The following is a 23,498-nucleotide window of genomic DNA, read 5'->3' on the forward strand; positions in this document are numbered from 1 at the left end:
AACGGTAGCCTGATCGCGCGGAGGTGGCCATGCAGCGTATTGAGGCGGATCTGCTCATCCCCGGTAGCGGTGAACCCATCCCCAACGGCGTCGTGGTTCTGGACGGCGCGGTGATCAGCTATGCCGGCCCAGCTGCTGGTGCCCCGGGCACCCCGGACACCCGACCAACCCGATGCGCGGCAGTACTTCCCGGGCTGTGGGACTGCCACACCCACCTGGTGGGCCTGCCGACACTGGACTTCGAGCGGATGGCGCTGACCTCCGACGTGCTGCGCGCCGCGCGTTCGGTGACCGATCTCGGCGCGGCCCTCGATGTGGGCGTCACGTCGATCCGCGAGGTGGGTGGCCTGGGGCTGAAACTGGCGCAAGCCGTTGCCGAGGGCAGTATTGCCGGTCCGACGATCTACGCGGCTGGCGCGGTGTTGAGTACCACCGGTGGACACGGCGATGTGCATTCGTTGCCACTCGACTGGATGCACGACCTGACCGAGCGCTCCGGCGATTTTCGACTCTGTGACGGAGTTTCGGACTGTATGCGCGCGGTGCGCGAGCAGCTGCGGGGCAACGCGAAGGTTATCAAGGTCTGCGCATCCGGTGGCGTTCTCTCCGAAGTGGACGATCCGATCCACCAGCAGTTCACCGCGGCCGAGCTACGGGCGATCGTCGAGGTCGCTGGCCTTGCCGAGCGAGCGGTCGCCGCGCACTGCCACGGCAAACCGGGCATCATGGCCGCATTGGCGGCCGGGGTCCAGACAATCGAGCACGGCACCTATCTGGACGAGGAAGCCTGCGACGCGATGCGCGAACAGGGCGCGATCCTGGTGGCTACCCGCACCATCATCGATGACCTACTACACGGCGCCCAGTTGCCGGACTACGCGCTGCGCAAACTACGCGGGGTTGCCGACCGGCACGCCGAAGCGCTCACCATGGCTTACGAACGTGGCGTGACCATCGCCGCCGGATCGGACATCGCGCTCGCCGCTAGCGGGAGGCTGGCTTCCTGGGGGCGGCACGGCCGGGAGATCTCGCTGCTCGCCCAGGCGGGTATGTCGCCGTTGCAGGCAATCGAGGCGGCCACCGCGACGGCACCCAAGACGCTTGGCGCGCAGGCGCCGCGCAGCGGGCAGCTCCTCGCCGGCTACGACGCCGATGTGCTTGCGCTGGATGCGAACCCGCTGGCTGACTTGAATGTGCTTACCGGCTCCGCGCATGTGCTCGGGGTATGGCAATCCGGGGTGCGCAAACGCGAGCGCACCCCGGAATACCCGTACCGGCCAACCGGCATAGCGGTCAGCTAGCCGATCGTGCGCCAGAACCCGCAGTTGTGTTCGGCGGCGAAGTCGATCGGCTCGGTCGCGCCGGGCGCGAGTCGCATCGCCGTCGGGTTGGCCTCGTTCAGCTCCGGCCAGTACGGCGCTTCGTCATTGTTATTGGGGTCATTATTGGGATTACCGGTGTGCGCGAACGATGCCCAGTAGTCGACCATCGTGCGCCCCAACTCACGCTGCGGTTCTTCCTTGAGCAGGTCCACCCCGCCGAGGTCGAACAGGTACGGCAGATCGGTGCCATGCGCCGCTTCCTGTGGAACCTCGGGGACGAACAGCTGGTTCACGTTCGGCGCGTTCGGATCGGCGAACTGGTACGGATACACCGTGGTGTACTTCGCGAGTTCCCGGTTTCCTTCAGCTGTCTGGCAAGCCCAGGACTGGTCGGTCACCACCGTCGACCACGCAAGCCCCGCCGAAGGGTAGTCGGAAAGCGGGTAGCGGGCCTCGACCGCAGCCGCGTCCGCACCGAATGCCTCGCGCAGCAGCTTCGGGTAGGTCTCGCTGGTGACGGCGTCCGGTTTCACCAGCATCGCGCCGGCGACGAAACTCCGCGCTTCGTCCCTTGTGGACCCGGAGAGTACCGGGACTCGCGCGAACTTGCCGATATCCAGCGCGGTAGACGGGTTCAGCGGCAGCAGGCTGGTGCCATAAGCCAAACTGTCCGCGAAATCCTGCATCCGCGGAATCAGCTCGCCGGTCGACTTCTCCCGCATGCAGGAGAGTTCCTTGCCTGGCGCGCAGCCGAGTTCGCGCGCCACATCGCGCCCCTTGGCCTGTCCTTCCTGGACAGGGAGGTACGGCGCATGCGCCCGGTCGCCAGGGAACAGCGCGCCGGTCGGCCAATCCAGCTTGCAGGAGCCGGAAGACAGTGCGGCTTTGTCCACGAGTCCGGGCGCCTTCGGCGAGGTCAGCAACGCGCAGGCGGACATCGAACCCGCCGACTGGCCGAACACCGTGACGTTGTTCGAATCGCCGCCGAAGGATTCCGCGTTGCGGTTCGCCCATTCCAGCGCGGCGATCTGGTCGGCAAACCCGAAATTGCCCGATCCGGCAAGCCCTGGCAGGCCGAAATAGCCGAAGATACCGAGCCGGTAGTTCACCGTGACCACCACGGCGTTGGCCTGATCAGCCAGCCGTTCCGCGTTGTAGTCGTTCTTGCTGTCCCTGGTGAAACCGCCGCCATGCCACCAGACCATGACCGGCAGCTTCGCGTTCGGCGCCTGCTTGCGCGGCGTGGTCACATCCAGGTAGAGGCAGTCCTCCGAACCGGCGACTTCGCCGCCAGGAGGCTGCTGCGCGCAGCGTTCCCCCTGCTTGGTCGCGTCCCGGACGCCCTGCCACGGGTTCACCGGCTGCGGTGGTTTCCAGCGCAGTTCACCGACAGGTGGTTGGGCATACGGCACGTTCTGGAACGTGCGCGCCTTGTCCGTACTCGCACCGCGTAGCGCGCCGGTATCGGTCCGCACGGTCAGCGGCGCATCCGGTGTTTCTGGTGCTACCGGCGCGGCATTCGCGGTGCCGGTAGCGATGCTCAGCCCGGCGAGCACCGCCGTGCCGGCCGCCGCGTACCACCGCTGGCGTTTTCCATTACGAGCCATGGGTTCCCTCGGATCGTGTTGCGGCGTCGAAGATCGTTACCAGCTCGGCCGCGTATGGTTCGGCCGCTCCGCCGCCGGAGACGTGTTTCAGCGCGCCGTCCAGCGCCCTGCGGATCGTTTCGCACATCACGGCTACGTCGAACTGCCGGAACTGACCCTGGTCCTGGCCGGCGCGCAGGATCTCGGCAAGGTCGGATTCCTCCTGACGGTGCCGTTGTGCGTTATCGCGGCCGCGCTCGCCGGCAAAGATCTCGGTCAGCGCGGCCAGATGTTGTGGATAGGCCGCGTACAACGAGACGCTGCCGCTCAGGAACACGCGTAGTGCGTCCCTTGGCGATTCGGTCTCGGCCATCAGCGGCTGGATGAACTCGACACCAAGGTCGTACACCCTGGTGATGACCTGATCAAGCAGCTCGGCCCGGTCGTGGAAGTGATAGGTGAGTACGCCCCGGCTGACCTTGGCCCGCCGGGCGATCCGGACGGTGGAAGCCTGCGCGAGACCGTCTTCGGCGATCACCTCGATCGCGCACTCCACCAGCTGGTTGCGGCGCGCGATGTGGATGAACGAATCGGTAGCGTCACTTGGCATGTCGGCCAAAAATTTAGCAGAGCTGTTTAAGATCCGCCACAGCTGTCATCTGACCAGGTGGGCAAGGGTGCTCGAATATCCGGTGGCGGCTTTCCTGTGCGTAGTTGATCATGGTTATCTTGGTCCATGATCAACTACGCGCCAGGTGAGGCGTGACCGGCAGAGATGACGCCGGGGAGTGGCCCGGTCTGTTCACGCACAGCAAACTGCACCGCGTTTTGCTGAGTAACCAGCGGCGCGTGCCGTTTCAGGGCAGACTGCTCGGGCTGGCCGACTGCGGCGCGGTATGCCTGCCGCCACTACAGGCGCCGCCCGCCCGGCGGACCCGCTGCCCGCGCTGCTTTCCGCGGGCTAGCGCCGATCCACCGACAGGGCGGCAAAGCTCTGCGCGACCGGCATCAGTTCGACCACGTTCACGTTGACGTGTGCTGGTTGGTTGGCGACCCAGTGCACCGACTCCGCGACATCTTCCGGTAGCAGTGCCTGCACACCCTCGTACACGCCAGCCGCGCGCTGGCTGTCCCCGTCGAACCGCACCGTGGAGAACTCCGTACCCCCGGCAAGACCGGGTTCCACCGAGGTGACGCGCACGCCCGTGCCGTGCAGGTCCGAGCGCAGGTTGAGGCTGAACTGATGGGTGAAGGCCTTGGTCGCGCCGTAGACATTCCCGCCGGGGTAGGGGTAACTACCGGCCACCGAGCCGATGTTGATCACATGCCCGCGGCCCCGGCGCACCATGCCCGGCAGCAGTGCGCGGGTGCAGTACATAACGCCCCGACAGTTGGTGTCCAGCATCTGGTCCCAGTCGTCCAGATCAGCCTCGGCGGCCGGCTCCAACCCCTTCGCCAGCCCGGCGTTGTTCACCAGCACATCGATCTCGGCGAAGTCCTCGGGCAGCGTCGCGATCGCCTGCTGCACCGCCTCGCGGTCACGTACGTCCAGTTCGAGTGGATGCACCCGCTCGCCCAGCTCGGTGAGCTTGTCGGTGCGTCGCGCCGCGGCGACCACCTGGGCGCCCTCGGCGGCGAACCGGCTGGCGATCGCGGCGCCAAAGCCGGCACTTGCACCGGTCACGAACACCTTCACGCAAAACCCTCCAAGAACTCGCTCAGCGCGGCGTTGAACTCCGTTGGCCGCTCCATATTGGGCAGATGCCCGGTTTCGGGCACGATCACCAGTCTGGCTTCGGGGATCTCCCGATGCAGCACCTCGGCCTCGGAAACGGGTGTGAATTCATCCGCACTACCGACCACCACCAAGGTGGGTACGGCAATCGTCGGCAGCAGCGACAGGTAGTCCGGTCGCTGCGCCCGGCCGCGCAAAGCCGCGGCCGCGCCCTCCGCCGGGGCGGCGCGCATCATGTCCAACACCCGGTTTGCCACCTCCGGTCGATCGGTGATCGTTGCCGGACAGACCATTTTCGGCAGTACCTCGGTGGCATAGTCGCCGATCCCGCTACGCGTCAGCCGCTCGGCCAGCGCGATTCGCGCGGCCTTGCCCTCGGCGGTATCGGCGCGGGCCGAGGTGTCCGCGAGCAGTAGCCCGCGCAGCCGTTCGGGGAACTGGCGGTAGCAGGCGAGCACGATCTGCCCGCCCATCGACAGTCCGCCGAGTACGACCTGGTCGAGCCGCAACTCGTCCAGCAACCGCAGGATATCCGCGGCGAAGGTCTCCAGTGGGGTTTCGCCGGGAATCACCTCGCTGCCGCCGTAGCCGCGTAGGTCCGGCACGATTACCCGCCATCCCCGTGCGCTGAAGTAATCGATCTGGGGTTGCCACATCGAACCGTCGAACGGGTGGCCGTGTACCAGGACCAGAGGCGGCCCGGTGCCGGTATCCCGATAGCTGATCTCGTTTTCCGGAAATTGAACTCGGTGCATTTGTACTCCATTTATCCACTTGACTATCCGAAATTAACCGGAGCAATATTGGAGTGCAATAAAAACAATGACCTCGGAGCAATTTCGTGTTTGACTACTTGGCTGTCGCTGACGCGCTGGCCGCGGATATCGCGGCCGGTCGGTTGCGGGCTGGCGATCGGTTGCCGCCGCAACGCCGGTTCGCGCGGCAGCGGGGTATCGCGGTGTCCACGGCAAGTCGGGTGTACGGCGAACTGATCCGGCGCGGGCTCGCGGTCGGTGAAGTCGGGCGCGGCACCTTCATCCGGGCCGGCAAACCTGCCGTGTCGACCGCGCTTGCCGAGCCGGCGGCCGCACAGGTCGACCTCGAGCTGAACTTCCCGGTCTTGCCGGAGCAGCCGGCGATGCTCGCGGAAAGCCTTGGCGGATTGCTCCGACCGGACGCACTGGCCGAAGCGGTGCGGCCGATCGGCGCAGCGGGGAACCCGCGGGCCACCGAGGCCGCGCGCGACCTGCTCAGCGCTCCGGAATGGACACCTGAATGCGTACTGTTCGCCGGTAACGGCCGGCAGGCCATCGCCGCGAGTATCGCGGGCCTCGTTGGTACCGGTGAACGACTCGGCGTGGAGGCAATGACCTATCCGGTGGTGCGCGGGATCGCCGACCGGCTCGGGGTTCAGCTGGTGCCGGTCGAGTTGGACGAGCAGGGGGTTTGCCCCGCGGCGCTGAGGGCGGCTGGGCCACTGCGTGCGGTCTATCTGCAGCCGACGCTGCACAACCCGTTGGGCTACACGATGCCGGCCGAGCGGAGGGCGGAACTGGTCGCGGTGCTCCGGGAGACGGACAGCTATCTGATCGAGGACGCGATCTACGGGTTCCTGCGCGAGTCGCCGGTGCCGCTTGCCGCGCTGGCGCCGGAACGGACCGTTCGGGTGGACAGTCTTTCCAAGCGCGTCGCGCCCGGTCTGACGGTTGGGTTCCTCGGGGTACCCGCCTCGGTTGAAACGCGGATCGCGGCCGCGTTGCGTTCCGGTGGCTGGGGTGTCGGCGGTTTCGCCTTGCATGCGGCGACTCGCTGGCTGACCGATGGCACTGTCGCGAAGCTGTCCGCGGCGAAGCGGGCGGATGCGGCGGCGCGACAGCAACTGGTGGCCGACCGGCTCGGCGAGTTCACCGTTCGCGCCGATCCTGCCGGTTATCACTGCTGGTGGGAGCTGCCCGAGCAGTGGCGGGCCGAGATGTTCGTGGCGGCGGCAGCCCGGCGGGGGATCGCGGTGACGCCGGCCGCTGCCTTCACGGTCGGGTCCGGGCATGCGCCGAACGCGGTACGGCTGGCACTTTCGGCGCCGCCAATGGACGTGTTGGACCACGCCCTCGGGCTACTCGCCGCGATCGCCCGCGACGATCCCGACGCCGCCCTCCTTTAGCCCACGCTCCATCACCGCAAGATCCCGAAGAATTGCGGTTGGGGTGGCCAGCGCGTCGTAGAATGATTGGCTGCCCGCCGCACCGGCGTGGGTACTCGACTGCAGGTCCGAGGAAAGGACTTGGCGTGCCTGGGCTGCCTGATTCGCTGACCAGCCGGCCCACCGCCGGGGAACTCGACCAAGCCCGCATCCTGCTCCGCGAACACGGTTGGCTCGGCGAGCAGACCAGGATCAGCTACCTCGGGCTACCCGAACCGAGCAGCCAACCGGTGTATGGTCCCGCTTCCCGCACGGTGCAAGCCATCCTGCTGGATACCCGAACCGGGATGGCCCGGGATATCCACGTCTGCCTCGCCGACCGCACGGTGGTGAGCGTCCGCGAGATCGACATGCTCACCGAGGGCCCGCCGGCGATCTGAGCGTCGGTAAGGCCTTGGTAAGAGTTTCCGCGAAACCGGCCGCCCTCGGCTCCCAGTCAGATCGTCATGGCTATCGCAACAGGCCCTTTCCACGTTGCCCCGGAAGCCGTCGACGGTCTTTCCGGACAGGTGGAACGTCAGGGCGAATACGCAAGCACATACCGGTCGCTGCTTGATGAGCCGAACACTCCGACAGGGTATTGGGATCGGACTCCTTCATCTTACCGCTGTGAGGCGCGGATTTCCCGGCTGAGCGGGCGATTCGGACAGTGCGGAGGTAGTCGTGATCGTGGTCGTGGGGCCGGCGACCGGGTGGGTGTGGCCTGATGGCGGCGCATCTGCTTGGAGCCGAGGGGCTCGGTTTGGAGTACCCGACGCGGGTGGTGTTCGAGTCGGTGACGCTCGGGCTGGAGGAAGGCGATCGGATCGGGATCGTCGGTCGCAACGGCGATGGCAAGTCGAGCCTGCTGGGGATGTTGTCGGGACAGATCGAGCCGAACGCGGGCCGGGTGACGCGTCGAAGTGGCGTGCGGTTCGGGGTGCTGGATCAGCGCGACGACCTCGACGCCGATGAGACGGTCGGCCGCTCGATCGTCGGCGATGGGCCCGAACACGAGTGGGCGCGCGATGCGCGCATCCGCGACGTGATCGGCGGCCTGGCCTCCGATATCCCGTGGGAGGCGAAGATCGGCGAGCTGAGCGGTGGGCAGCGGCGCCGGGTCGCCCTGGCCGCGCTGCTGGTGAGCGACTGGGACCTGATCGCGCTGGACGAGCCGACGAACCATCTCGATGTCGAGGGCGTCGCCTGGCTGGCCGAGCACCTGAAGCGCCGGTGGGCGAAGAACGCCGGCGGCCTGCTGGTGATCACCCACGACCGGTGGTTCCTGGACGAGGTGTGCACCGAGACGTGGGAGGTCCACGACGGGATCGTGGAGCCGTTCGAGGGCGGGTACGCCTCCTATGTGCTCCAGCGGGTCGAACGCGACCGGATGGCCGCGGCGACCGAGGCGAAGCGGCAGAACCTCATGCGCAAGGAACTGGCGTGGCTGCGCCGCGGCGCGCCCGCTCGCACGTCCAAGCCGAAGTTCCGCATCGATGCGGCGAACCAGCTCATCGAGGACGTTCCCCCGGTACGCAACCCGATCGAGCTGCAACGCCTTGCCGTGGCCCGGCTGGGCAAGGACGTGGTGGACATCGAGGACGTCTCGGTGAGCTTCGGTGACCATGAGGTGCTGCGGGACATCACCTGGCGGCTCGCGCCCGGTGAGCGCACCGGCATCCTGGGGGCGAACGGGGCGGGCAAGTCGACCCTGCTGGGATTGATCTGCGGCACACTCCAACCGGCGACCGGGCGGGTCAAGGTCGGCAAGACGGTTCGTGTCGGTGTGCTGGACCAGCAGTTCTCCCAGCTCGACGAGATCAAGGGCGACCGAGTACGTGAGGTGCTGGCCCGGACCAAGACCACGTTCACGATCGACGGCAAGGACCACACCCCGGCGCAGTTGCTCGAACGTCTTGGTTTCGCTCGTGAACATCTCTCCGCGCGCGTCGACGATCTTTCCGGAGGCCAGAAGCGGCGGTTGCAACTACTGCTGTTGCTGCTGAGCGAACCTAATCTCATCGCTCTAGATGAGCCTACGAACGACGTTGATTCTCAGATGCTCACCGCGATGGAGGACCTGCTGGATTCCTGGCCGGGAACGTTGATCGTGGTGTCCCATGACCGGTACCTCTTGGAGCGGGTCACCGATCAGCAGTATGCGATCTTGGACGGTCGGCTGCGGCATGTGCCGGGCGGGGTCGATGAGTACCTGCGGCTGCGGCAGGAGCAGGCGAGCACGCCGACCGACCGGCCCGACCTCGCGACGACGTCGACTGAGCCTGAGGACGCGTCGGGGTTGTCCGGTGCGGAGCGTCGAGCGGCCCAGAAGGAGATCAGCGCGATCGAGCGCCGGCTGGAGAAGGTGTCGGACAGTATCGAGGCGGTACACCGGCGCCTGGCCGAGCACGATCAGAGCGACTATGAAGGCCTACAGCATCACACTGACGAACTGCGTGAGATGGAGGCCGAAGTGGCGCAGTTGGAGGAGCGGTGGCTACAGCTGTCCGAGTCCGTCGACTGACCGGCAGGGTCACTGTGCGGACAGTCTTAGCCTTGATCCGTGGACCGGGTGGTTGACCGTTCGGCGTGGTGAATAGAGAAAGTGCCTTCTGTGCAGGGACAATGTGGATTGTCTAGGCCCAAGTCGTCTCTGCTGCGGAAGGCACTTTCGGTGCAACTATCTCATGTCTGGTCCCGGGCGATGCCGTTGTTCGATGACGAGAATCTTGTGTCGTGTGCTGGGCTGGTTCCGGTGATGGCGCTCGCTGAGCAGGCGGGCTTGTCCGAGCTGATCTCATCAAAGGTGACCCTCGCCTCGACGCGGGTCGCTTCGGCGGGGGTGAACCCGGCGGGCAAGCTCACCTCGATCATCGCGGGGATGGCCGCCGGTGCGGACAGCATCGACGATCTGGATCTGACCCGATCCGGTGGGATGGGCCGGTTGTTCACCCAGGTGTATGCCCCGGCCACCCTGGGTCAGTTCCTGCGGGAGTTCACCCACGGGCACACCCTGCAACTGGCGTCGGTGGCGCGGGCGCACCTGGTCAACCTGGTTCAGCGCAGCGGGCTGCTGCCCGGCATCGCACAGCGGGCGTATGTGGATATCGACTCGCTGCTGCGCCCGGTTTACGGGCGCGCCAAACAGGGTGCCAGCTTCGGACACGCCAAGATCGCGGGGAAACAGATCCTGCGCCGTGGCCTGTCGCCACTGGCCACCACGATCAGCACAGATCAGGGTGCTCCGGTGGTGGCCGGCATCCGGCTACGCGCCGGACGGGCGGGCTCCGGCAAGGGCGCAGCGACGATGCTGCGCGAAGCGATCACCACCGCCCAAGTGGCCGGAGCCAGCGGGGAGATCCTGGTCCGCGGCGACTCCGCCTACGGCAACAGCGCGGTCGTGAACGCCTGCGTGCGGGCCGGGGTCGGGTTCTCCGTTTCGATCAGCAAGAACCCCGCGGTGAGCCGGGCCATCGCGACCATCGCTGACGAGGGGTGGACACCGGTGCACTACCCGGGCGCGGTCGTTGATCCGGACACCGGTGAGCTGATCTCCGACGCGCAGGTCGCCGAAGTCGAGTTCACCGCATTCGCGAGAAAGCACCCAGTCACCGCGAGGCTGATCGTGCGCCGGGTCCGCGACAAGGCACGAGGCGACGAGTTGTTTCCTGTCTGGCGGTATCACCCGTTCTTCACCAACAGTGCCGAACCGACCGCCGAGGCGGACATCACCCACCGCCGCCACGCCATCATCGAGACCGTGTTCGCCGACCTCATCGACGGACCCCTCGCGCATCTGCCCTCAGGCCGGTTCGCCGCCAACGGCGCCTGGGCGATCTGCGCGGCTATGGCGCACAACCTGCTGCGCGCCGCCGGGACCCTGGCCAGCCCACAACATTCCATGGCTCGCGGCGCGACGCTACGCCGACACATCGTCACCGTTCCCGCCCGCCTCGCCCGGCCACAACGCCGCCCGGTGCTGCACCTGCCCGCGCACTGGCCATGGGCCGCACCATGGCGCACCCTCTACAACGCGACATTCGCCACCGGGCCACCAACACTGGCCTGAACCCGACCACCGCCCACGAGGGCACCACCGGAGACCCCGAAATGGAAAGGCTGGCAGGACCAGCAGCATCCTCCTGCCCTTCACCACACCAGCACCCATCAACCAAGATCACGATCAAGAAGTCCCTGGTTCCACGGATCGAGGCTTAGGCCTCGACGAGACCATGAGAGGTCGCACAGCGCCGACGACCGTCATACCTCGACATACGAATAGGTCACCTCCGCAACATGCATGAGAGGCTCTCCATGGTACAACGTCTGTTGTCTACTGCTGGGCGGCGGTGTCGTGATACCGCGAGGTCACTGCGGCGGCCGGGAGAGCTGGAGCCTGGTTCGAGCTGCGATGAGAGGAAGGTCCATGAGTCGCCGTGTGGTGATCATCGGGGCCGGTTATGCCGGGCTGGGCGCCGCGGTGAGGCTTGCCCGCAAGACGAGAGGCCAGGATGTCCGGCTCACGTTGGTCAACAGGGATCAGGGCTTCGTCGAGCGAGTGCGGCTGCACCAGCTCGCCGCGGACCAGCGGCTCCGGGCATGGCCGTTGGCCACGATGCTGCACGGCACCGGCATCGAGTTGCTGATCGCGACGGTGACATCGATCGACGTCACCCGACGACGTGTGCACCTCGAGAGGGCGCCCGGCGCGGTGGAGTACGACACCTTGATCTACGCCCTGGGCAGCGGCCTTCCGGCCTATAACGTGCCAGGTGTCTCAGGCCATGCCCACTTCGTGGTGAGCGCCGAGAAGGCCGCCCGGCTGCGCGATCGGATCGGCGGCCTCTCCGGTGGGAGGATTGCGGTCGTCGGTGGTGGCCTCACCGGCCTGGAGGTCGCCACTGAGATCGCCGAGGCTCGTCCTGATCTGGACCTCCACCTGTGCGCTGACACCGAACCCGGACACTGGCTCGCCCCGGCCGGGCAGCGGCATCTCCGGCAAGCCCTGGATCGCCTGGGAATCACCACCCACCTCGGTCGAGTCAGCACGGTGAGAGCGACCTCGGTCGACCTGGACCACGACGGGCGCGTCGACGCCGATGTCACCGTGTGGACAGCCGGGTTCGCCGTGCCGACCCTGGCCCGGGATTCGGGGATCAGTGCCGACGAGCGCAACCGGATCGTCGTCGACGATCGGCTGCGTTCGGTGTCCCATCCGGAGATCTACGCCGTGGGCGACGCCGCCGCGGCGACCACGGCCGGCGGGGAGAGCCGGATGTCCTGCCAGACGGCGATCCCGATGGGACGATACGTCGCGGGAGCCATCGCCCGAGAGCTGTCCGGAGACAAGCCGAGGCCGTACCGCATGCGCTACGTCTGGCAGAACATCAGTCTCGGCCGGCGAGATGGGATCACCCAGTTCACCCGCGGCGACGACAGCCCGCTGCCCGCTGTCATGACCGGGTGGAAGGCGGCACGATTCAAGGAGGCCGTCACCCGGAGCGTCGTCCGCTACATAGCCGGATGAGCAGAGCCATCGCCGCGCGTCAGCTGCTTTCCGTTCTGGTCGATGTCGAGGAGGTCGAGGAAGGCGGTGGTGGCCGGTGTGGGGTTGAAGTCGCTCCAGGCGAGGTACTCGATCCGGGTGGGCCCCTCAGCGAGGGGGATCGTCACCAGCTCGGGGTCTTCGATGGCCATGGCCGAGGGCAGGAGCGTGATCGCCAGGCGGTTGCGGACGAGGTCGAGGAGCAGGTCGGCGTCCATGACTTCGAAGGTCACCTCGCGTGACAGGCCCGAGCGGGTGAAGGCCAGGTCGCTCTGCGCCCGGCCGGGGGTGCCGGCCGGAAAGTCCGCGAAGGTCTCGTGCGCCAGGTCCTGCAATGTCACCGCCTCAGAGCCCGCCAGGCGATGGTCGGCATCAACGATCGCGGCGTGCCGGTCGCGCCTCAACTCCCGGCAGCGGACGGCCCGTGGCGGGTCGGACTCGGGAAGGCCGAGGACGGCGAGATCGATCTCGCCCGAACGGATGGCGGCGACCATCTCGTCGCTACGTCCGACCCGCAGCGCGATCCGGACCTGCGGGTACTGCTGATGGAACTCGCGCAGCAGTGCTGGGACGTCGAGGGCGGTCACTGTGGGGATCATTCCCACTCTCAGGTGGCCCCGGACGTGGCCGGCGGCGGCCGCCGCCTCTGTGACGGACCGGTCAGCCGCCTCCAAGCATGCGCGCGCGGCGGGGAGGAAGGCCTGTCCCGCTGCGGTGAGCTCGACCCGCCGGCTGGTGCGGGCGAAGAGCTTGGTACCCAGTTCACGCTCCAGCGCGGCGATCTGATGGCTCAAGGCCGACTGGACGACGTAGCAGCGCTCGGCCGCCCGGGTGAAGTTCCCGGTCTCTGCAACGGCGATCACATAGCGGATCTGCTGAAGCTCCACGCATCTATCTTGCTACGCGATCGGTGCTATGAGAACCATGTGTTGGACTCATTGATGATTCTCCCCGGAGGCTGGGGGCATGACGGTGACAGCCCCGCTCCCTGCTCCTGCGACTCGCGCCGGCAGCCGCCTGGCGCTCATCCTGATCACCGCCTGCGCACCGGCGGTGTGGGGAAGCACCTACCTGGTGACCACCGAGCTCCTCCCACCGGGGCACCCGTTGTTCGCCGGGCTCATGCGCGCCCTCCCCGCGGGGCTGCTCGCGATCGCGCTGACTCGGCGGCTGCCTACGGGGCAGTGGTGGTGGAAGGCCGCCGTGCTCGGTGCCCTCAACATCGGGGCGTTCTTCCCGTTGCTGTTCCTGGCCGCCGAACGTCTCCCGGGCGGCGTGGCCGCCACGCTCGGCGCGGCTCAGCCTCTCGTGGTCGCGCTGCTCGCGGTCGCGGTGCTCTCCGAGCGGCTCTCCTCATGGCGCCTGGTCTGGGGCGTGGTCGGAGTGGTCGGGGTCGGACTCGTCGTCCTTGGCCCCACGGCCTCACTCGACGCCGTGGGGATCGCGGCCGGCCTCGCCGGTGCGGCCTCGATGGGTCTGGGCGTCACGCTCACCAAGCGCTGGGGTCGCCCGGAGGGCATCGGGGCGCTGAGCTTTGCCGGATGGCAGCTCGCCGCAGGTGGCCTGGTCCTCACCGTGCCGGTCGCACTGCTCGAAGGTGCCCCCGCGCACGTCGATCTGTCCGCCCTCGCGGGGTATCTCTGGCTGGGCCTGGTCGGCGGCCTGCTCGCCTACACCCTGTGGTTCCGGGGCCTGAAGACGCTGCCGGTGACCTCCACCGCGCTGCTGGGGCTGCTCTCCCCGCTGGTCGCCGCCACGCTCGGCGCGCTGATCCTGGGCGAAGGGTTCACTCTCGCCCAGCTCGCCGGCTTCGCCCTGGCCTTGGCAGCACTGGCAGCCGGCCAGCTCACCCCCGCACGACCTCGCCACGACATCCACCATCACGAAGGAGCCCAGCTGTGAATCTCACGATCATCGGAGCCACCGGCATGGTCGGCACCCGACTCCTGAGCGAAGCACTCCGCCGTGGCCACCACGTCACCGCCGCCGCACGCCGGCCCACTCAGCACAAGGCACCGCAGGTGCGGGCACTGACCGTGGACGTGACCAGCGGCGAGAACCTCGACGCCGCATTCTCCGGAACAGAGGCCGCCATCTTGAGCATCCGTCCCGCTCCCGGCCAGGAGGAGACCCTGGCGCCACTGACCAGCCGCGTCCTCGATGCCGCCGCCCGGGCCGACACTCCGGTCCTGGTCATCGGCGGAGCAGGACCGCTGCGGTCACCAAGCCGCCCCGATCTTCTCGTTGCCGAGGACCCCGCCTACGTTCCGGCGGCCTGGCGCCCCGTCGCCGGCGCGAGCACGGCGCAGCTCCACGCCTGCGAGGCACATGACCACGCCTCGTGGACCTACCTCAGCCCGCCGGCGATCCTCGAGCCCGGCGTCCGCACCGGGCGCTACCGGCGCGGCACCACGACGCTACTGACCCATCCCGAGGGCTCCTCACGGATCAGCGCCGAGGATCTGGCTGTGGCCGCGCTCGACGAGATCGAGTCACCCGGACCAGACCGCCACTTCACCGTCGTCGCCGAGGCGGGACCAGACTCGTCTGTGACGGCCGCGCCGCTCTCCCGAGCCGCTCGCCAGCACAAGGAGGCACTGTGACCTCGACACAGGTCATCGAGATCATCAGATACGACCTTCCGGCAGGACGAGTCGAGGAGTTCCTCGATGCCTATGCGCAGTCGCTGCCTCACCTCAGCGCGGATCCGCACTGCCTGTCGGTCGAGGTCCTCCGTTCCATTGGCGCGAAGACGCACCGGGTGTTGGTTCGCATCGGGTGGGACTCGATCGAGGGGCATGAGGTCGCCTTCACCGAAGGGCCGCACTTCGAGCGGTTCATCACGCCCCTGCGCCCGTGGCTGGGGTACGTCGTCGAGATGACCCACTACGAGCAGGTCGGTTTGTAGGGGGCCCAGCTGTACCGGCCGGCCCGGAGCGCCAGGCACGACAAAGGCGCGGCAGGCCGGCCGCGCAGGCGCGCCTCAGTCCTGGCCGCGTTCGGTGATCGTGGCCAGACGCTTGAGAGAGTCGCGCATCGCGGGGGCCATGCGGCGTGGGAACCCCGGCAACCAGATGGTGAGCAGGGGCAGGCTCGCCCGGCCCCAGAGGTAGGAGTGGCGCACCAGGGTGCGCTGTCCCTGTGGAGTCAGGCGGTAGCGCCACCACTGTCCGCCGATGACCTTTCGTCCTCGCCATCGGCCGACGGTCTCCCAGGTCAGCAGCCGATCCTGCTCGTACTCCACGACGGTGCTCACGCTGCGATAGTCGCGGCGCTGGCGCATGTTCATCTCGAACTCCGCCCCCAGGCCCAGGTGCTCCGGGACGCGGGCGGCTCCTTGGACCATGCCTGAGCCGTCGAGCTCCGCGTGGCGGCGCGGGTCGGCCAGCACCGCGAAGATCTGCTCGGCCGGAGCCGCGATGAGACGTTCGACGTGGACGCTTCGGGACTCGGTCACGGAACATTCTCCTGTCTTGTTGGTGAGATGCCGTCCGCTCGTGACGATCGCTGAGAGGCTTGAGTCAAGTCGCACACAGACATGTCAGCCGATCGTGTGTCCGCCGGTGACCCGGAGACGTTCGCCTGCGATGAAGGCAGCGGCTTCTGAGCAGAGGAAGGCGACGGCGGCGCCGATGTCGGAGGCGGTGCCGAGCCGGCCGGCGGGCACCTGGGCGGTGTAGTCCTCGATGGCCGCCTGCGGGGTGTCGCGGTGGCGGTCGCCTGGGATGAAGCCGGGGCTGACGGTGTTGACGGTGATGCCATGGGGAGCGAGTTCCCTGGCCCAGACGCGGGCCATGGCCGCTTGGGCGCTCTTGGCGGCGGTGTAGGCCGCTGTGTGGGCGGGAGCGAGGTCGACGACCTCGGAGCCGATGAAGACGATGCGGCCCGCTCGGCGTTCCCTCATCGCCGGGACGACGGCTTGGACGAGCGCAAGTGGACCGAGGACGAAGTGGTCGAGTTGGTCCTGGAGGTCTTTCCGGTCCAGGTCGTCGAGGGGGACGTCAGGCTGCGGGCCCGTCGCGTTGAGCACCAGTGCGTGGACCTCACCCAGCTCTCGGCGGACGTCCTCATGCAATGCCTGTGCCGCACTCGTGCTGGTGACGTCGGCCTGGAAGGCCCGGGCCACGCCTCCGCCTGCGCGGATCCGTTCGACGACGGCCGCCGCGGCGCGGTGGTCGCAGAGGTAGTTCACCGCCACGCCGTACCCCGTGCGGGCCAGCGCTTCGGCGATGCCGGCTCCGATGCCGCGGGACGCCCCGGTGACCAGGGCGACGGGCGCGCCGTTCATGAGCGTGCGCCTCGGCGCTGGAGGGTGGCCACCGAGCGCTGGAGCGCTTCGATCATGTGGATGATCTGGGCGTCGGTGAGGTGGGTGTAGATGGGGAGCTGGACCTGGTGGTCGAAGTAGGTCCGCTCGGCCGCGGGGCACTCTCCGTACTGGTGGCCCAGGGCGCGGAACTCCGGGAGCAGGTGCAGGGGGAAGTAGCGCAGGACGATCTCGATGCCCTCGGTCTCCTGCATGAGCTCGATGAAGGCGTCCTTCGGTGCTCCGACCTCGGCTGGGTCGTAGAAGAGGGTGTAGAGGTGGTGGATGTGGGGTGACTCCGGCCGGTGCCGCTGCACGGAGATCCCGGGGATGTCCTGCAGCCCGCCGTCGAGGGTCTGGGCGATCTCCTGCCGGCGGGCGTTGAGCTGGTCGAGCTTGCTGAGCTGGACGACACCGAGCGCCGCCGCGATCTCGCTCATGCGGTAGTTGTTGCCGATCTCGTATCCGCCGGTGAAGTCGTACTCGAAGGCCGAGCGCGTGTGCGCGTCGCGGTAGTAGGCCGGGCGCGGGTGGGGGCCGATGCGGGACGAGGACCGTGGCGCCATCGGGCCCCAGGTGTGGATCGTGCCCAGGGCGCGGGCCTTCTCGGCCAGGTCCGCGTGCCGGGTGACGAAGGCGCCGCCCTCGCCGGTGGTCATGTTCTTCAGGGAGTGGAAGCTGAAGCAGCCGATGTCGCCGATGGTGCCGACCTTCCGGCCCTTGTAGGTCGCTCCGGGTGCGTGCGCGCAGTCCTCGAGCACCGTCAGGCCGTGGCGGCGGGCGATGTCCATGACCGGGTCCATGTCCACCGCCTGACCGCCGTGATGGACGACCCAGATCGACCGGGTCCGTTCGGTGATCAGCGCTTCGATGGCACCAGGATCGATGTTCAGGCTGTCGGGATCGATGTCCGCGAACCTGATCCTCACCCCGCGAGCCTGCAAAGGCCAGGGAGTGACCCAGAAGGTCTGCGGGGTGGTGATGACCTCGTCGCCTTCGTTGAGGTCAAGGACCTGGGCAGCGAGGAAGAGCGCAGTGGTACAGGAGTTCGTCGCCTGCACATGCCCCGCCCCCAGATAGTCGGCGAAGGCCTCCTCGAAACGGCGGGACACCGGCCCCATGGCAAGGGTGTCCTGGTTCAGCACCTCGGTCAGGGCACGGGCCTCGGCCTCACCGAGCCGGTTGGAGATCCCGGAGTAGGGAACGGTGAACGTCGTCACGGGTGGTTCTGCTTCCTGTCGATGCTGCCGCTTTGCCGGTCCGGAGGTCACCAGCCCCAAGTGCGCGTGTGGGTGATGACCAGGCGTGTGGAGAGCGCGGTGTCGAAGCTCGTCCGGTCGTAACCAAGGCCGGCGTAGAGGTGCTCGTACTTCTCCAGGAAGCCCGGCGTCGACGACGCCGGCGGACCGGTCTGGTCGACCTCGGCGAGGCCGTCAATGACCCGGACCTCCTGGGCCGCGGGGTCGGTGTGGAAGGTCAGCACCACCTGCGGGTTCCGTGCCACATGCCGGACCTTCGCAGCCCCCGGCGCGCTGAAGATCACCAGGCGTCCGCCGTCGACGACGAACCACACCGGACGGATCGTCGGGCGCCCGGAGGCGGTGACCGTTCCCAGCCACACCACCAGATCGCTGTCGTGATCGTTGATCGCTTTGCTCAGCGCCGCATCGGTCATATCCGGGCCCCCTCCTTCCGAACCGCCACGAATACTACATCTGTTGTCTACTCGAGGCCTCCGGCTCCCTTGAGGGGGCGAACAGGATCAGCAGGAGGCCGGCTGCGACCCACGCGCTGAGCACGATCCAGGGTTGTACGGACCCCGCGCCGTCGAAGAAGGCGACGGAGCGCAGCGCCGAGACCAGCGCCCCGGGTGGCAGGAGCTGACCGAACGCGCCCCACCCGGCCGGCAGCATCTCCGGGGCGCTCATCGCGCCGGAGAGAGGGTTGCCGAGCAGCACCATCGCGACGACCATGCCGATCGACCCCTTCAGGCCCCAGAGGCGATAGAGCCCCGCGACGGTGACGCCGACGGCGGCGATGCCGAGCGCGAGCACGCCACTGTTGGCCCAGTAGTTGCCCCCCAGGGATTCGAACCAACCTTGCATGATCCCCGCGAAGCTCAGGCCACTGATGGCCGCCACACCAGCTATCGCCGCCAACTGCACGGCGACCCGGCCGCGTAGGTGCAGGGCGGCGACGACACCGCTCGCGTATCCCGCGAGGAGGAGCGGCAAGACGGCGCTCGGGAGCCCCACCCCTCGAGCGTCCCTTTCGGGCAAGGCGACGAGGTCTCTGACGGCCAGGGGGCCTCCCATCTCCGGCGGCACCGCCGCGGCGATCTGCTGGAGCCCCTGTGCGACCACAGGGCTGGCCGCCGAGGCGATAACCATCTCGCCACCCTCGGGCCCCAGCACCAGGGCGCCATACGCCTCACGCTCCAAGACGGCAGCCTCGGCCTCGCGAAGGTCGGCGACCTCCGTGAGGTCGACGGCATCCTCACCCAGAGCCTCCTCCATGCGCGCTTCGAGCGTCTCGGTCACTTCTGCTGGCCCAGAGACGACGACAGGGATCTGGCGCGGCTCGCTGGCCACGTTGGGCCAGGCGAAGGCCACGAGAACGACGCTGAGTGCCGCGCTCAGGCCGAGGATGACGAGCACGATGCGCGAGGGGGACGGACCAGCCCCATCGGGCTCGTCGGAGGTCGTGCGTTCTCGTGTGGTTGGTGAGGTGCTCACCGAGGCTCCCTTCAAAAACGAATGTTCGTTCTGAACGTTAGCCGGGGCTCCCCGTCTCTTGTCAAGAACGATCATTCGGCATAGCGTGGCGGCCGTGCCACGGATCAGCGAGGAAGAGCGCGCCACGCGCCGCGAGCAGATCCTCGACGCCGCGATGCGGTGTGTCGCCCGCGAGGGCTTCCACAAGACCTCCATGGCTCACGTGATCCGCGAGTCCGGTCTCTCCGCTGGCGCCGTCTACGGCTACTTCCGCAGCAAGGAAGAGATCATCGGCGCCGTCGCGGACCGAGCCATGGACATCGTCGGCCCGGCGATCGGGAAGGCCATCTCACAGTCCCCCGCCCCGAGGCCGACCGAGATCATCCATCTCGTCACCCACGCGATCGTGCGCCAGACCGAGGAAGCCGAGGTGGACATCACCCGGGTCGCGGTCTCAGCGTGGGCCGAGGCGGCGCGAGATGAGGCGGTCCGCGCTACGGCGGCCGAGAAGATCGGCGGCTTCCGCTCCCTCTATGCCGACGTGCTCAGGCGCGGGCAGGAGGCCGGCGATGTCGACCCGGCCGTCGATGCGGAGCATGCGGCCCAAGCGCTCTTCGCGTTCATGCCCGGCTTCATGCTCCAACGCCTCATCTTTGACGACATCACCCCAGAGACCTACGTCGAGGGCATCAAGGCCCTAGGGGTTCGCTAGCCGGCACGAGGGCCCCACCAGCCACCGCGGGTGCCTTCTGATCACCAGATGCGGTCCGCGAGGCCTGCGATGACCTTCGCGACCTCGGCCGGGGCCCGGCGGTTGGCGCTGTGGGCCTGCTTCGGGATCGCGACGCGCTCGGCGTGGGGCATGACCTGGGCCAGCGCGGCAAGACGGGCGTGGAGCTCGCCCTGCTCACGTTCGCCGGTCAGCAAGATGGTGGGGACCTTGATGCCCGCGTAGGCATCGAGACGGTTGCCCAGCTGCTCGATCGCCGCGCCGTCCTCGATCTGTGAGGGCATCAGTGGCCTCACCCGGGGCATGACCGAGGCGAGGACGGCGGAGAGCCACACTACGGGCAGGGGGAGCATCAGGACTCCTCGGGCGAAGATGGCGAAGGCCTTGCCGGGCTTGCCGGCCGCGGCTGCCGCGCGAGCGCGCTCGATCGCGCTGGGGTCGCGAGCGAAGGGCAGGCCGTCGGCGACCAGGGGCGGGTCGTACAAGACGGTGCCGGCGAAGGCCGAGGGCATGTCGACCAGGGCCTCGAGAGAGACCACCGCACCGGAGGAGTGGCCCACGAGCAGGGCCGGCTCGCCGATCTCTTCGACCAGGGCACGGATGTGGTCCAGCTCGCCGGTCATACCTGCGCCAGGAAGGTCGGTCTGGTAGGTGCGTCGGTGCGGGATGACCACCCGGAAACGTTCGGCCAGGATCTCGCCGACCGCATGCCAGCTCGACCCGTCGTCCATGCCGGGGTGGACGATGAGGATCGGCCTTCCCCGCCCCTTCTCCCAGGCCCGCACGTCCGTGCCGTCTCGCGCCGTCACTGTCAGCATCATCAGTCTCCTTATCACTGATAAGTTCACAGTGACTCTATCCTTAACGGTGTTAAGGTTCAAGGGTGAGTGGAGGCCGCAACGCAGAGCTGAGCCGGGAGAAGATCGCCGCGAAGGCTCTTGAGGTGCTCGATGAGGTGGGCCTCGACGGGCTGTCCATGCGGCGCCTGGCCACCGAGCTGGGCGTCCAGTCCCCCGCCCTGTACTGGCACTTCCGCGACAAGCGGCAGCTGTTGGATCACATGGCCGATGTCATCGTCCTCTCAGCGGGCATGGGCCCGCCCCGCCAGGGCGAGAGCTGGCAGGACTGGCTGGCTCGCCGCGGACGCGGCTACCGGATGGCTCTGCTGGGGCATCGGGACGGAGCCCGGATCGTCTCGACGGCGCACTCACTGAGCCGCGAGACCATCGCCCGCTTCGATCAGGAGCTGGCCGCGATGGTCGCCCTGGGGTTCACTCCGGCACTGGCGCTGCGGACCATCACCGTCGTCAACCAGTACGTCACCGGGTATGTGCTCCAGGAGCAGGCCGCACGTCCTGCCGGCAGCGCCGCCAAAGCCCTGACCCCTCAGTCCGACGAGCGCGCGCCGGCGACCGTGATCGCCGCTATCGGCGAGAGCGGCGGTGTGCTCGGGCAGGACGCCTTCGAGCACGGCCTCCACGTCATCGTCCACGGCACGGAGATACTCCTTCCATGACCTCCCCCGCTCACGTCCTGCGTCCGTATGACCGCGCCGCGACACAAGGCCCGTTCGGCGGCAGCGGGGCCGTGACCAGCGCAGGACTGACGGTCGGCGATGTCGCCGACCGTGCCGGTATCGCCCCGTCTGCGGTGCGCTTCTACGAAGAGCGCGGTGTCATCGAGGCTCATCGCACGTCGAGCAATCAACGCCGATTCGACGATTCCGCTGTGCCGCGCATCCAGATCGCCAAGCTCGCCCAGCGAGTCGGGCTGACGGTGCGTGAGATCGCTGAGTTGTTCGCGGACATGCCCGCTGCTCCGAGGTGTGCGGACTGGAGCCGGGTAGCCGACCATCTCGTGGCAGAGGCACAGGCCCGCATGACGGACTTGACGTCCCATGTGGGGCTGCTGACCTCGGATGCGACCTTCGAGGAGATCGGGACCAGGCTCGGGCCCGCGCACTGAGCCGGACCGGGGCATCGGCGCTGGGCTCACGTGGTGATGTCGCGGTCGCTGGTCAGGGGGTGGGCGATCTCATCGGCGGGCAAGCGTGCAGCGAGGATGGCGATGATCGCCACCAGCAATGGCACGGTTCCGGCGATCAGAAAGGTCGCACGCAGCCCGATCAGCTGTGACGCGGGCCCGGCCAGAGCCATCGAGACGGGCATGAAGCTGTTGGTGACGAAGAAGTCCAGCGAGGAGACCCGGCCCAGCAGGTGCGGTGGGACACGGCGTTGGAGCACGGTGCCCCAGATGACCATCGGGCTGGCGAACAGCACACCAAGGATGAAGGCGGCGATCATCGTCTGCCATACGGCGGTGGTGAAAACCATCGCCGCTAGCGGGATCATCGCGGTGCCCCACAGGACGTTCACCACGGTCAGGTACCGCCGCGGGGTGCGTAGTGAAGCCATCAGGAGGGAGCCGGCGGCCGAGCCGACGCCGAAGGCGCTCAGCACCATGGCGTGGTCACCGGGCCCGCCGTCGAGTTGGTCCTTGATCAAGAAGGGCAGCAGTACCTCCAGCGGCCCCATCAGCATCAGTGCCATCACCGAGGCGAACAGCAACGTCGCCAGTAGCCACGGGGTGCGGACCATGTAGGCGAAGCCCTCTTTGACATCGCGCGCGGCAGTGCCGATCGCGCTGGCAGCAGAGCCGTCGGTCTTGTCCGAGAGGTCGCGGCGCACCGGGGTGCGTGGCACGCGCGTCAAGGCGAGCAGGCCGACCAGCGAGGTGAGCGCGGCCAGGGCGATCGCCGCGGCCGGGTTCACCATGGCGATGACCGCCCCGGCGGCCGCTGGTCCGGCGGCCTGGCCGATGGCTTGGCGCGTCATGCCCTCGAAGCCGTTGACCGCCTGGAGATCCTCGGCAGGCACCAAAGCGGGCAGCCATGCCGAGTAGGCCGGGAAGTAGAACGCCATGCTCGCCCCCATCCCCAGCGAGACGACCGCCAGCACCACGATCGCGTTGACGTCGAGCGCCGCGAGAACGCTCACGAGGGTCAACCCGGACGCCTGCACCGCGGCGACGCAGAGCAGGATCGTCTTCTGCGAAATCCGGTCAGCCACCACGCCCCCGGGCACGGCGAGCAGGATCAGCCCCACCGCATTGGCGGTCGCGACCACCGAGACCTGCGACGGACCGCCACCGAGACGGATCACCTCCCACACGACAGCAACGATCCACAGGCCGGACGTGAAACTGGTGAACACCAACGCCACCGCGAGCCGGCGATAGCTCGAATGCCGAAACGGCGCTAACGCCCGCGGCGAGGGGCGGTCACGAGCCGGTTCCGATGCGGAGGGGAGGCGGTCCTTTCGGGGCATGCCCACGACGCTGCCGGTTCAACATTGCTTGAGGTCAAGCGCCCGCTGGCTGTCG

Annotated in this window: 24 protein-coding genes; 12 read left to right on the forward strand and 12 right to left on the reverse strand. The window is 68.0% G+C overall.

Annotated features, from left to right (window positions below):
* The first annotated feature begins 29 nt into the window (after nt 1–29).
* Complete coding sequence (locus tag EV191_RS07325) at nt 30–1,301, forward strand: metal-dependent hydrolase family protein (RefSeq protein WP_207894404.1); 1,272 nt, start codon at nt 30–32, stop codon at nt 1,299–1,301.
* Here EV191_RS07325 and EV191_RS07330 read toward each other — a convergent pair.
* From EV191_RS07330 to EV191_RS07345, 4 genes are all read right to left on the reverse strand, one after another.
* Nucleotides 1,298–2,929 (reverse strand): carboxylesterase/lipase family protein, encoded by a 1,632-nt coding sequence (locus EV191_RS07330; protein ID WP_132875988.1) that lies wholly within the window; start codon nt 2,927–2,929, stop codon nt 1,298–1,300. The genes EV191_RS07325 and EV191_RS07330 overlap by 4 nt on opposite strands.
* On the reverse strand, nt 2,919–3,518 hold the full coding sequence (locus EV191_RS07335; RefSeq protein ID WP_132875989.1) for a TetR/AcrR family transcriptional regulator: 600 nt from the start codon (nt 3,516–3,518) through the stop codon (nt 2,919–2,921). Before EV191_RS07335 ends, EV191_RS07330 begins: the two co-directional genes overlap by 11 nt.
* A 351-nt stretch (nt 3,519–3,869) precedes the next feature.
* A complete protein-coding gene (locus EV191_RS07340) occupies nt 3,870–4,598 on the reverse strand; it encodes an SDR family NAD(P)-dependent oxidoreductase (protein ID WP_243658815.1) in 729 nt (242 codons plus the stop codon).
* A 2-nt stretch (nt 4,599–4,600) separates the two neighbouring features.
* Complete coding sequence (locus EV191_RS07345; RefSeq protein WP_132875991.1) at nt 4,601–5,398, reverse strand: alpha/beta fold hydrolase; 798 nt, start codon at nt 5,396–5,398, stop codon at nt 4,601–4,603.
* A gap of 86 nt (nt 5,399–5,484) precedes the next feature.
* On the opposite strand from EV191_RS07345, the gene EV191_RS07350 reads away from it, so the two are divergent.
* From EV191_RS07350 to EV191_RS07370, 5 genes are all read left to right on the forward strand, one after another.
* Complete coding sequence (locus EV191_RS07350) at nt 5,485–6,804, forward strand: aminotransferase-like domain-containing protein (protein WP_132875992.1); 1,320 nt, start codon at nt 5,485–5,487, stop codon at nt 6,802–6,804.
* 125 nt (nt 6,805–6,929) lie between these two features.
* Entirely contained in the window at nt 6,930–7,223 is a 294-nt protein-coding gene (locus EV191_RS07355) for a hypothetical protein (protein ID WP_132875993.1), read from the forward strand.
* 326 nt (nt 7,224–7,549) lie between these two features.
* Nucleotides 7,550–9,346 carry an ABC-F family ATP-binding cassette domain-containing protein gene (locus EV191_RS07360; RefSeq protein WP_132875994.1) on the forward strand — a complete coding sequence of 599 codons (1,797 nt, stop codon included), beginning with the start codon at nt 7,550–7,552 and terminating at the stop codon, nt 9,344–9,346.
* 150 nt (nt 9,347–9,496) lie between these two features.
* A complete protein-coding gene (locus tag EV191_RS07365) occupies nt 9,497–10,891 on the forward strand; it encodes an IS1380 family transposase (protein WP_165912856.1) in 1,395 nt (464 codons plus the stop codon).
* 357 nt (nt 10,892–11,248) lie between these two features.
* Nucleotides 11,249–12,349, forward strand: a complete 1,101-nt coding sequence (locus EV191_RS07370) for an NAD(P)/FAD-dependent oxidoreductase (protein WP_132875996.1) — start codon at nt 11,249–11,251, stop codon at nt 12,347–12,349.
* Here the strand turns inward: EV191_RS07370 and EV191_RS07375 are convergent.
* Entirely contained in the window at nt 12,334–13,254 is a 921-nt protein-coding gene (locus tag EV191_RS07375) for a LysR family transcriptional regulator (RefSeq protein ID WP_132875997.1), read from the reverse strand. The genes EV191_RS07370 and EV191_RS07375 overlap by 16 nt on opposite strands.
* Before the next feature lie 79 nt (nt 13,255–13,333).
* On the opposite strand from EV191_RS07375, the gene EV191_RS07380 reads away from it, so the two are divergent.
* Genes EV191_RS07380 through EV191_RS07390 form a run of 3 tightly spaced genes read left to right on the forward strand, consistent with a single transcriptional unit; the run spans nt 13,334 to nt 15,275 of the window.
* Entirely contained in the window at nt 13,334–14,269 is a 936-nt protein-coding gene (locus tag EV191_RS07380; RefSeq protein ID WP_132875998.1) for an EamA family transporter, read from the forward strand.
* Nucleotides 14,266–14,970, forward strand: coding sequence for an NAD(P)-dependent oxidoreductase (locus EV191_RS07385; protein WP_132875999.1), 705 nt, complete (start codon nt 14,266–14,268; stop codon nt 14,968–14,970). The genes EV191_RS07380 and EV191_RS07385 overlap by 4 nt, the downstream gene beginning before the upstream one ends.
* Nucleotides 14,967–15,275 (forward strand): antibiotic biosynthesis monooxygenase family protein, encoded by a 309-nt coding sequence (locus tag EV191_RS07390; RefSeq protein WP_132876000.1) that lies wholly within the window; start codon nt 14,967–14,969, stop codon nt 15,273–15,275. The genes EV191_RS07385 and EV191_RS07390 overlap by 4 nt, the downstream gene beginning before the upstream one ends.
* A 75-nt stretch (nt 15,276–15,350) precedes the next feature.
* Here the strand turns inward: EV191_RS07390 and EV191_RS07395 are convergent, their stop codons facing one another.
* The 5 genes from EV191_RS07395 to EV191_RS07415 all read right to left on the reverse strand — a co-directional run bounded on the left by EV191_RS07395 (nt 15,351) and on the right by EV191_RS07415 (nt 19,408).
* Nucleotides 15,351–15,824: an SRPBCC family protein gene (locus tag EV191_RS07395; RefSeq protein WP_132876001.1), complete on the reverse strand. Its 474-nt coding sequence runs from the start codon at nt 15,822–15,824 to the stop codon at nt 15,351–15,353.
* Nucleotides 15,825–15,908: 84 nt separating this feature from the next.
* Entirely contained in the window at nt 15,909–16,655 is a 747-nt protein-coding gene (locus EV191_RS07400) for an SDR family NAD(P)-dependent oxidoreductase (RefSeq protein WP_132876002.1), read from the reverse strand.
* Nucleotides 16,652–17,893 carry a DegT/DnrJ/EryC1/StrS family aminotransferase gene (locus EV191_RS07405; protein WP_165912857.1) on the reverse strand — a complete coding sequence of 414 codons (1,242 nt, stop codon included), beginning with the start codon at nt 17,891–17,893 and terminating at the stop codon, nt 16,652–16,654. Before EV191_RS07405 ends, EV191_RS07400 begins: the two co-directional genes overlap by 4 nt.
* Before the next feature lie 47 nt (nt 17,894–17,940).
* Nucleotides 17,941–18,348, reverse strand: coding sequence for a pyridoxamine 5'-phosphate oxidase family protein (locus tag EV191_RS07410; RefSeq protein WP_132876004.1), 408 nt, complete (start codon nt 18,346–18,348; stop codon nt 17,941–17,943).
* Nucleotides 18,349–18,382: 34 nt separating this feature from the next.
* A complete protein-coding gene (locus EV191_RS07415; RefSeq protein ID WP_132876005.1) occupies nt 18,383–19,408 on the reverse strand; it encodes a hypothetical protein in 1,026 nt (341 codons plus the stop codon).
* A 94-nt stretch (nt 19,409–19,502) separates the two neighbouring features.
* Between EV191_RS07415 and EV191_RS07420 the strand changes: the two genes are divergently transcribed.
* Nucleotides 19,503–20,099, forward strand: coding sequence for a TetR/AcrR family transcriptional regulator (locus EV191_RS07420; RefSeq protein WP_132876006.1), 597 nt, complete (start codon nt 19,503–19,505; stop codon nt 20,097–20,099).
* A gap of 41 nt (nt 20,100–20,140) precedes the next feature.
* On the opposite strand, the gene EV191_RS07425 is transcribed toward EV191_RS07420, so the two are convergent.
* Nucleotides 20,141–20,938: an alpha/beta fold hydrolase gene (locus EV191_RS07425; RefSeq protein WP_207894405.1), complete on the reverse strand. Its 798-nt coding sequence runs from the start codon at nt 20,936–20,938 to the stop codon at nt 20,141–20,143.
* A 62-nt stretch (nt 20,939–21,000) separates the two neighbouring features.
* On the opposite strand from EV191_RS07425, the gene EV191_RS07430 reads away from it, so the two are divergent.
* Both EV191_RS07430 and EV191_RS07435 read left to right on the forward strand, forming a co-directional pair.
* Nucleotides 21,001–21,633, forward strand: a complete 633-nt coding sequence (locus tag EV191_RS07430) for a TetR/AcrR family transcriptional regulator C-terminal domain-containing protein (RefSeq protein WP_207894406.1) — start codon at nt 21,001–21,003, stop codon at nt 21,631–21,633.
* The gene (locus EV191_RS07435) at nt 21,630–22,082 is read left to right on the forward strand and encodes a MerR family transcriptional regulator (RefSeq protein ID WP_132876007.1); all 453 of its coding nucleotides are present in this window, start codon (nt 21,630–21,632) and stop codon (nt 22,080–22,082) included. The genes EV191_RS07430 and EV191_RS07435 overlap by 4 nt, the downstream gene beginning before the upstream one ends.
* A 26-nt stretch (nt 22,083–22,108) precedes the next feature.
* Here the strand turns inward: EV191_RS07435 and EV191_RS07440 are convergent, their stop codons facing one another.
* Nucleotides 22,109–23,443, reverse strand: a complete 1,335-nt coding sequence (locus EV191_RS07440) for an MFS transporter (protein ID WP_132876008.1) — start codon at nt 23,441–23,443, stop codon at nt 22,109–22,111.
* Nucleotides 23,444–23,498 lie beyond the last annotated feature (55 nt).

Source organism: Tamaricihabitans halophyticus, from assembly GCF_004340875.1.
Lineage (GTDB): Bacteria > Actinomycetota > Actinomycetes > Mycobacteriales > Pseudonocardiaceae > Tamaricihabitans > Tamaricihabitans halophyticus.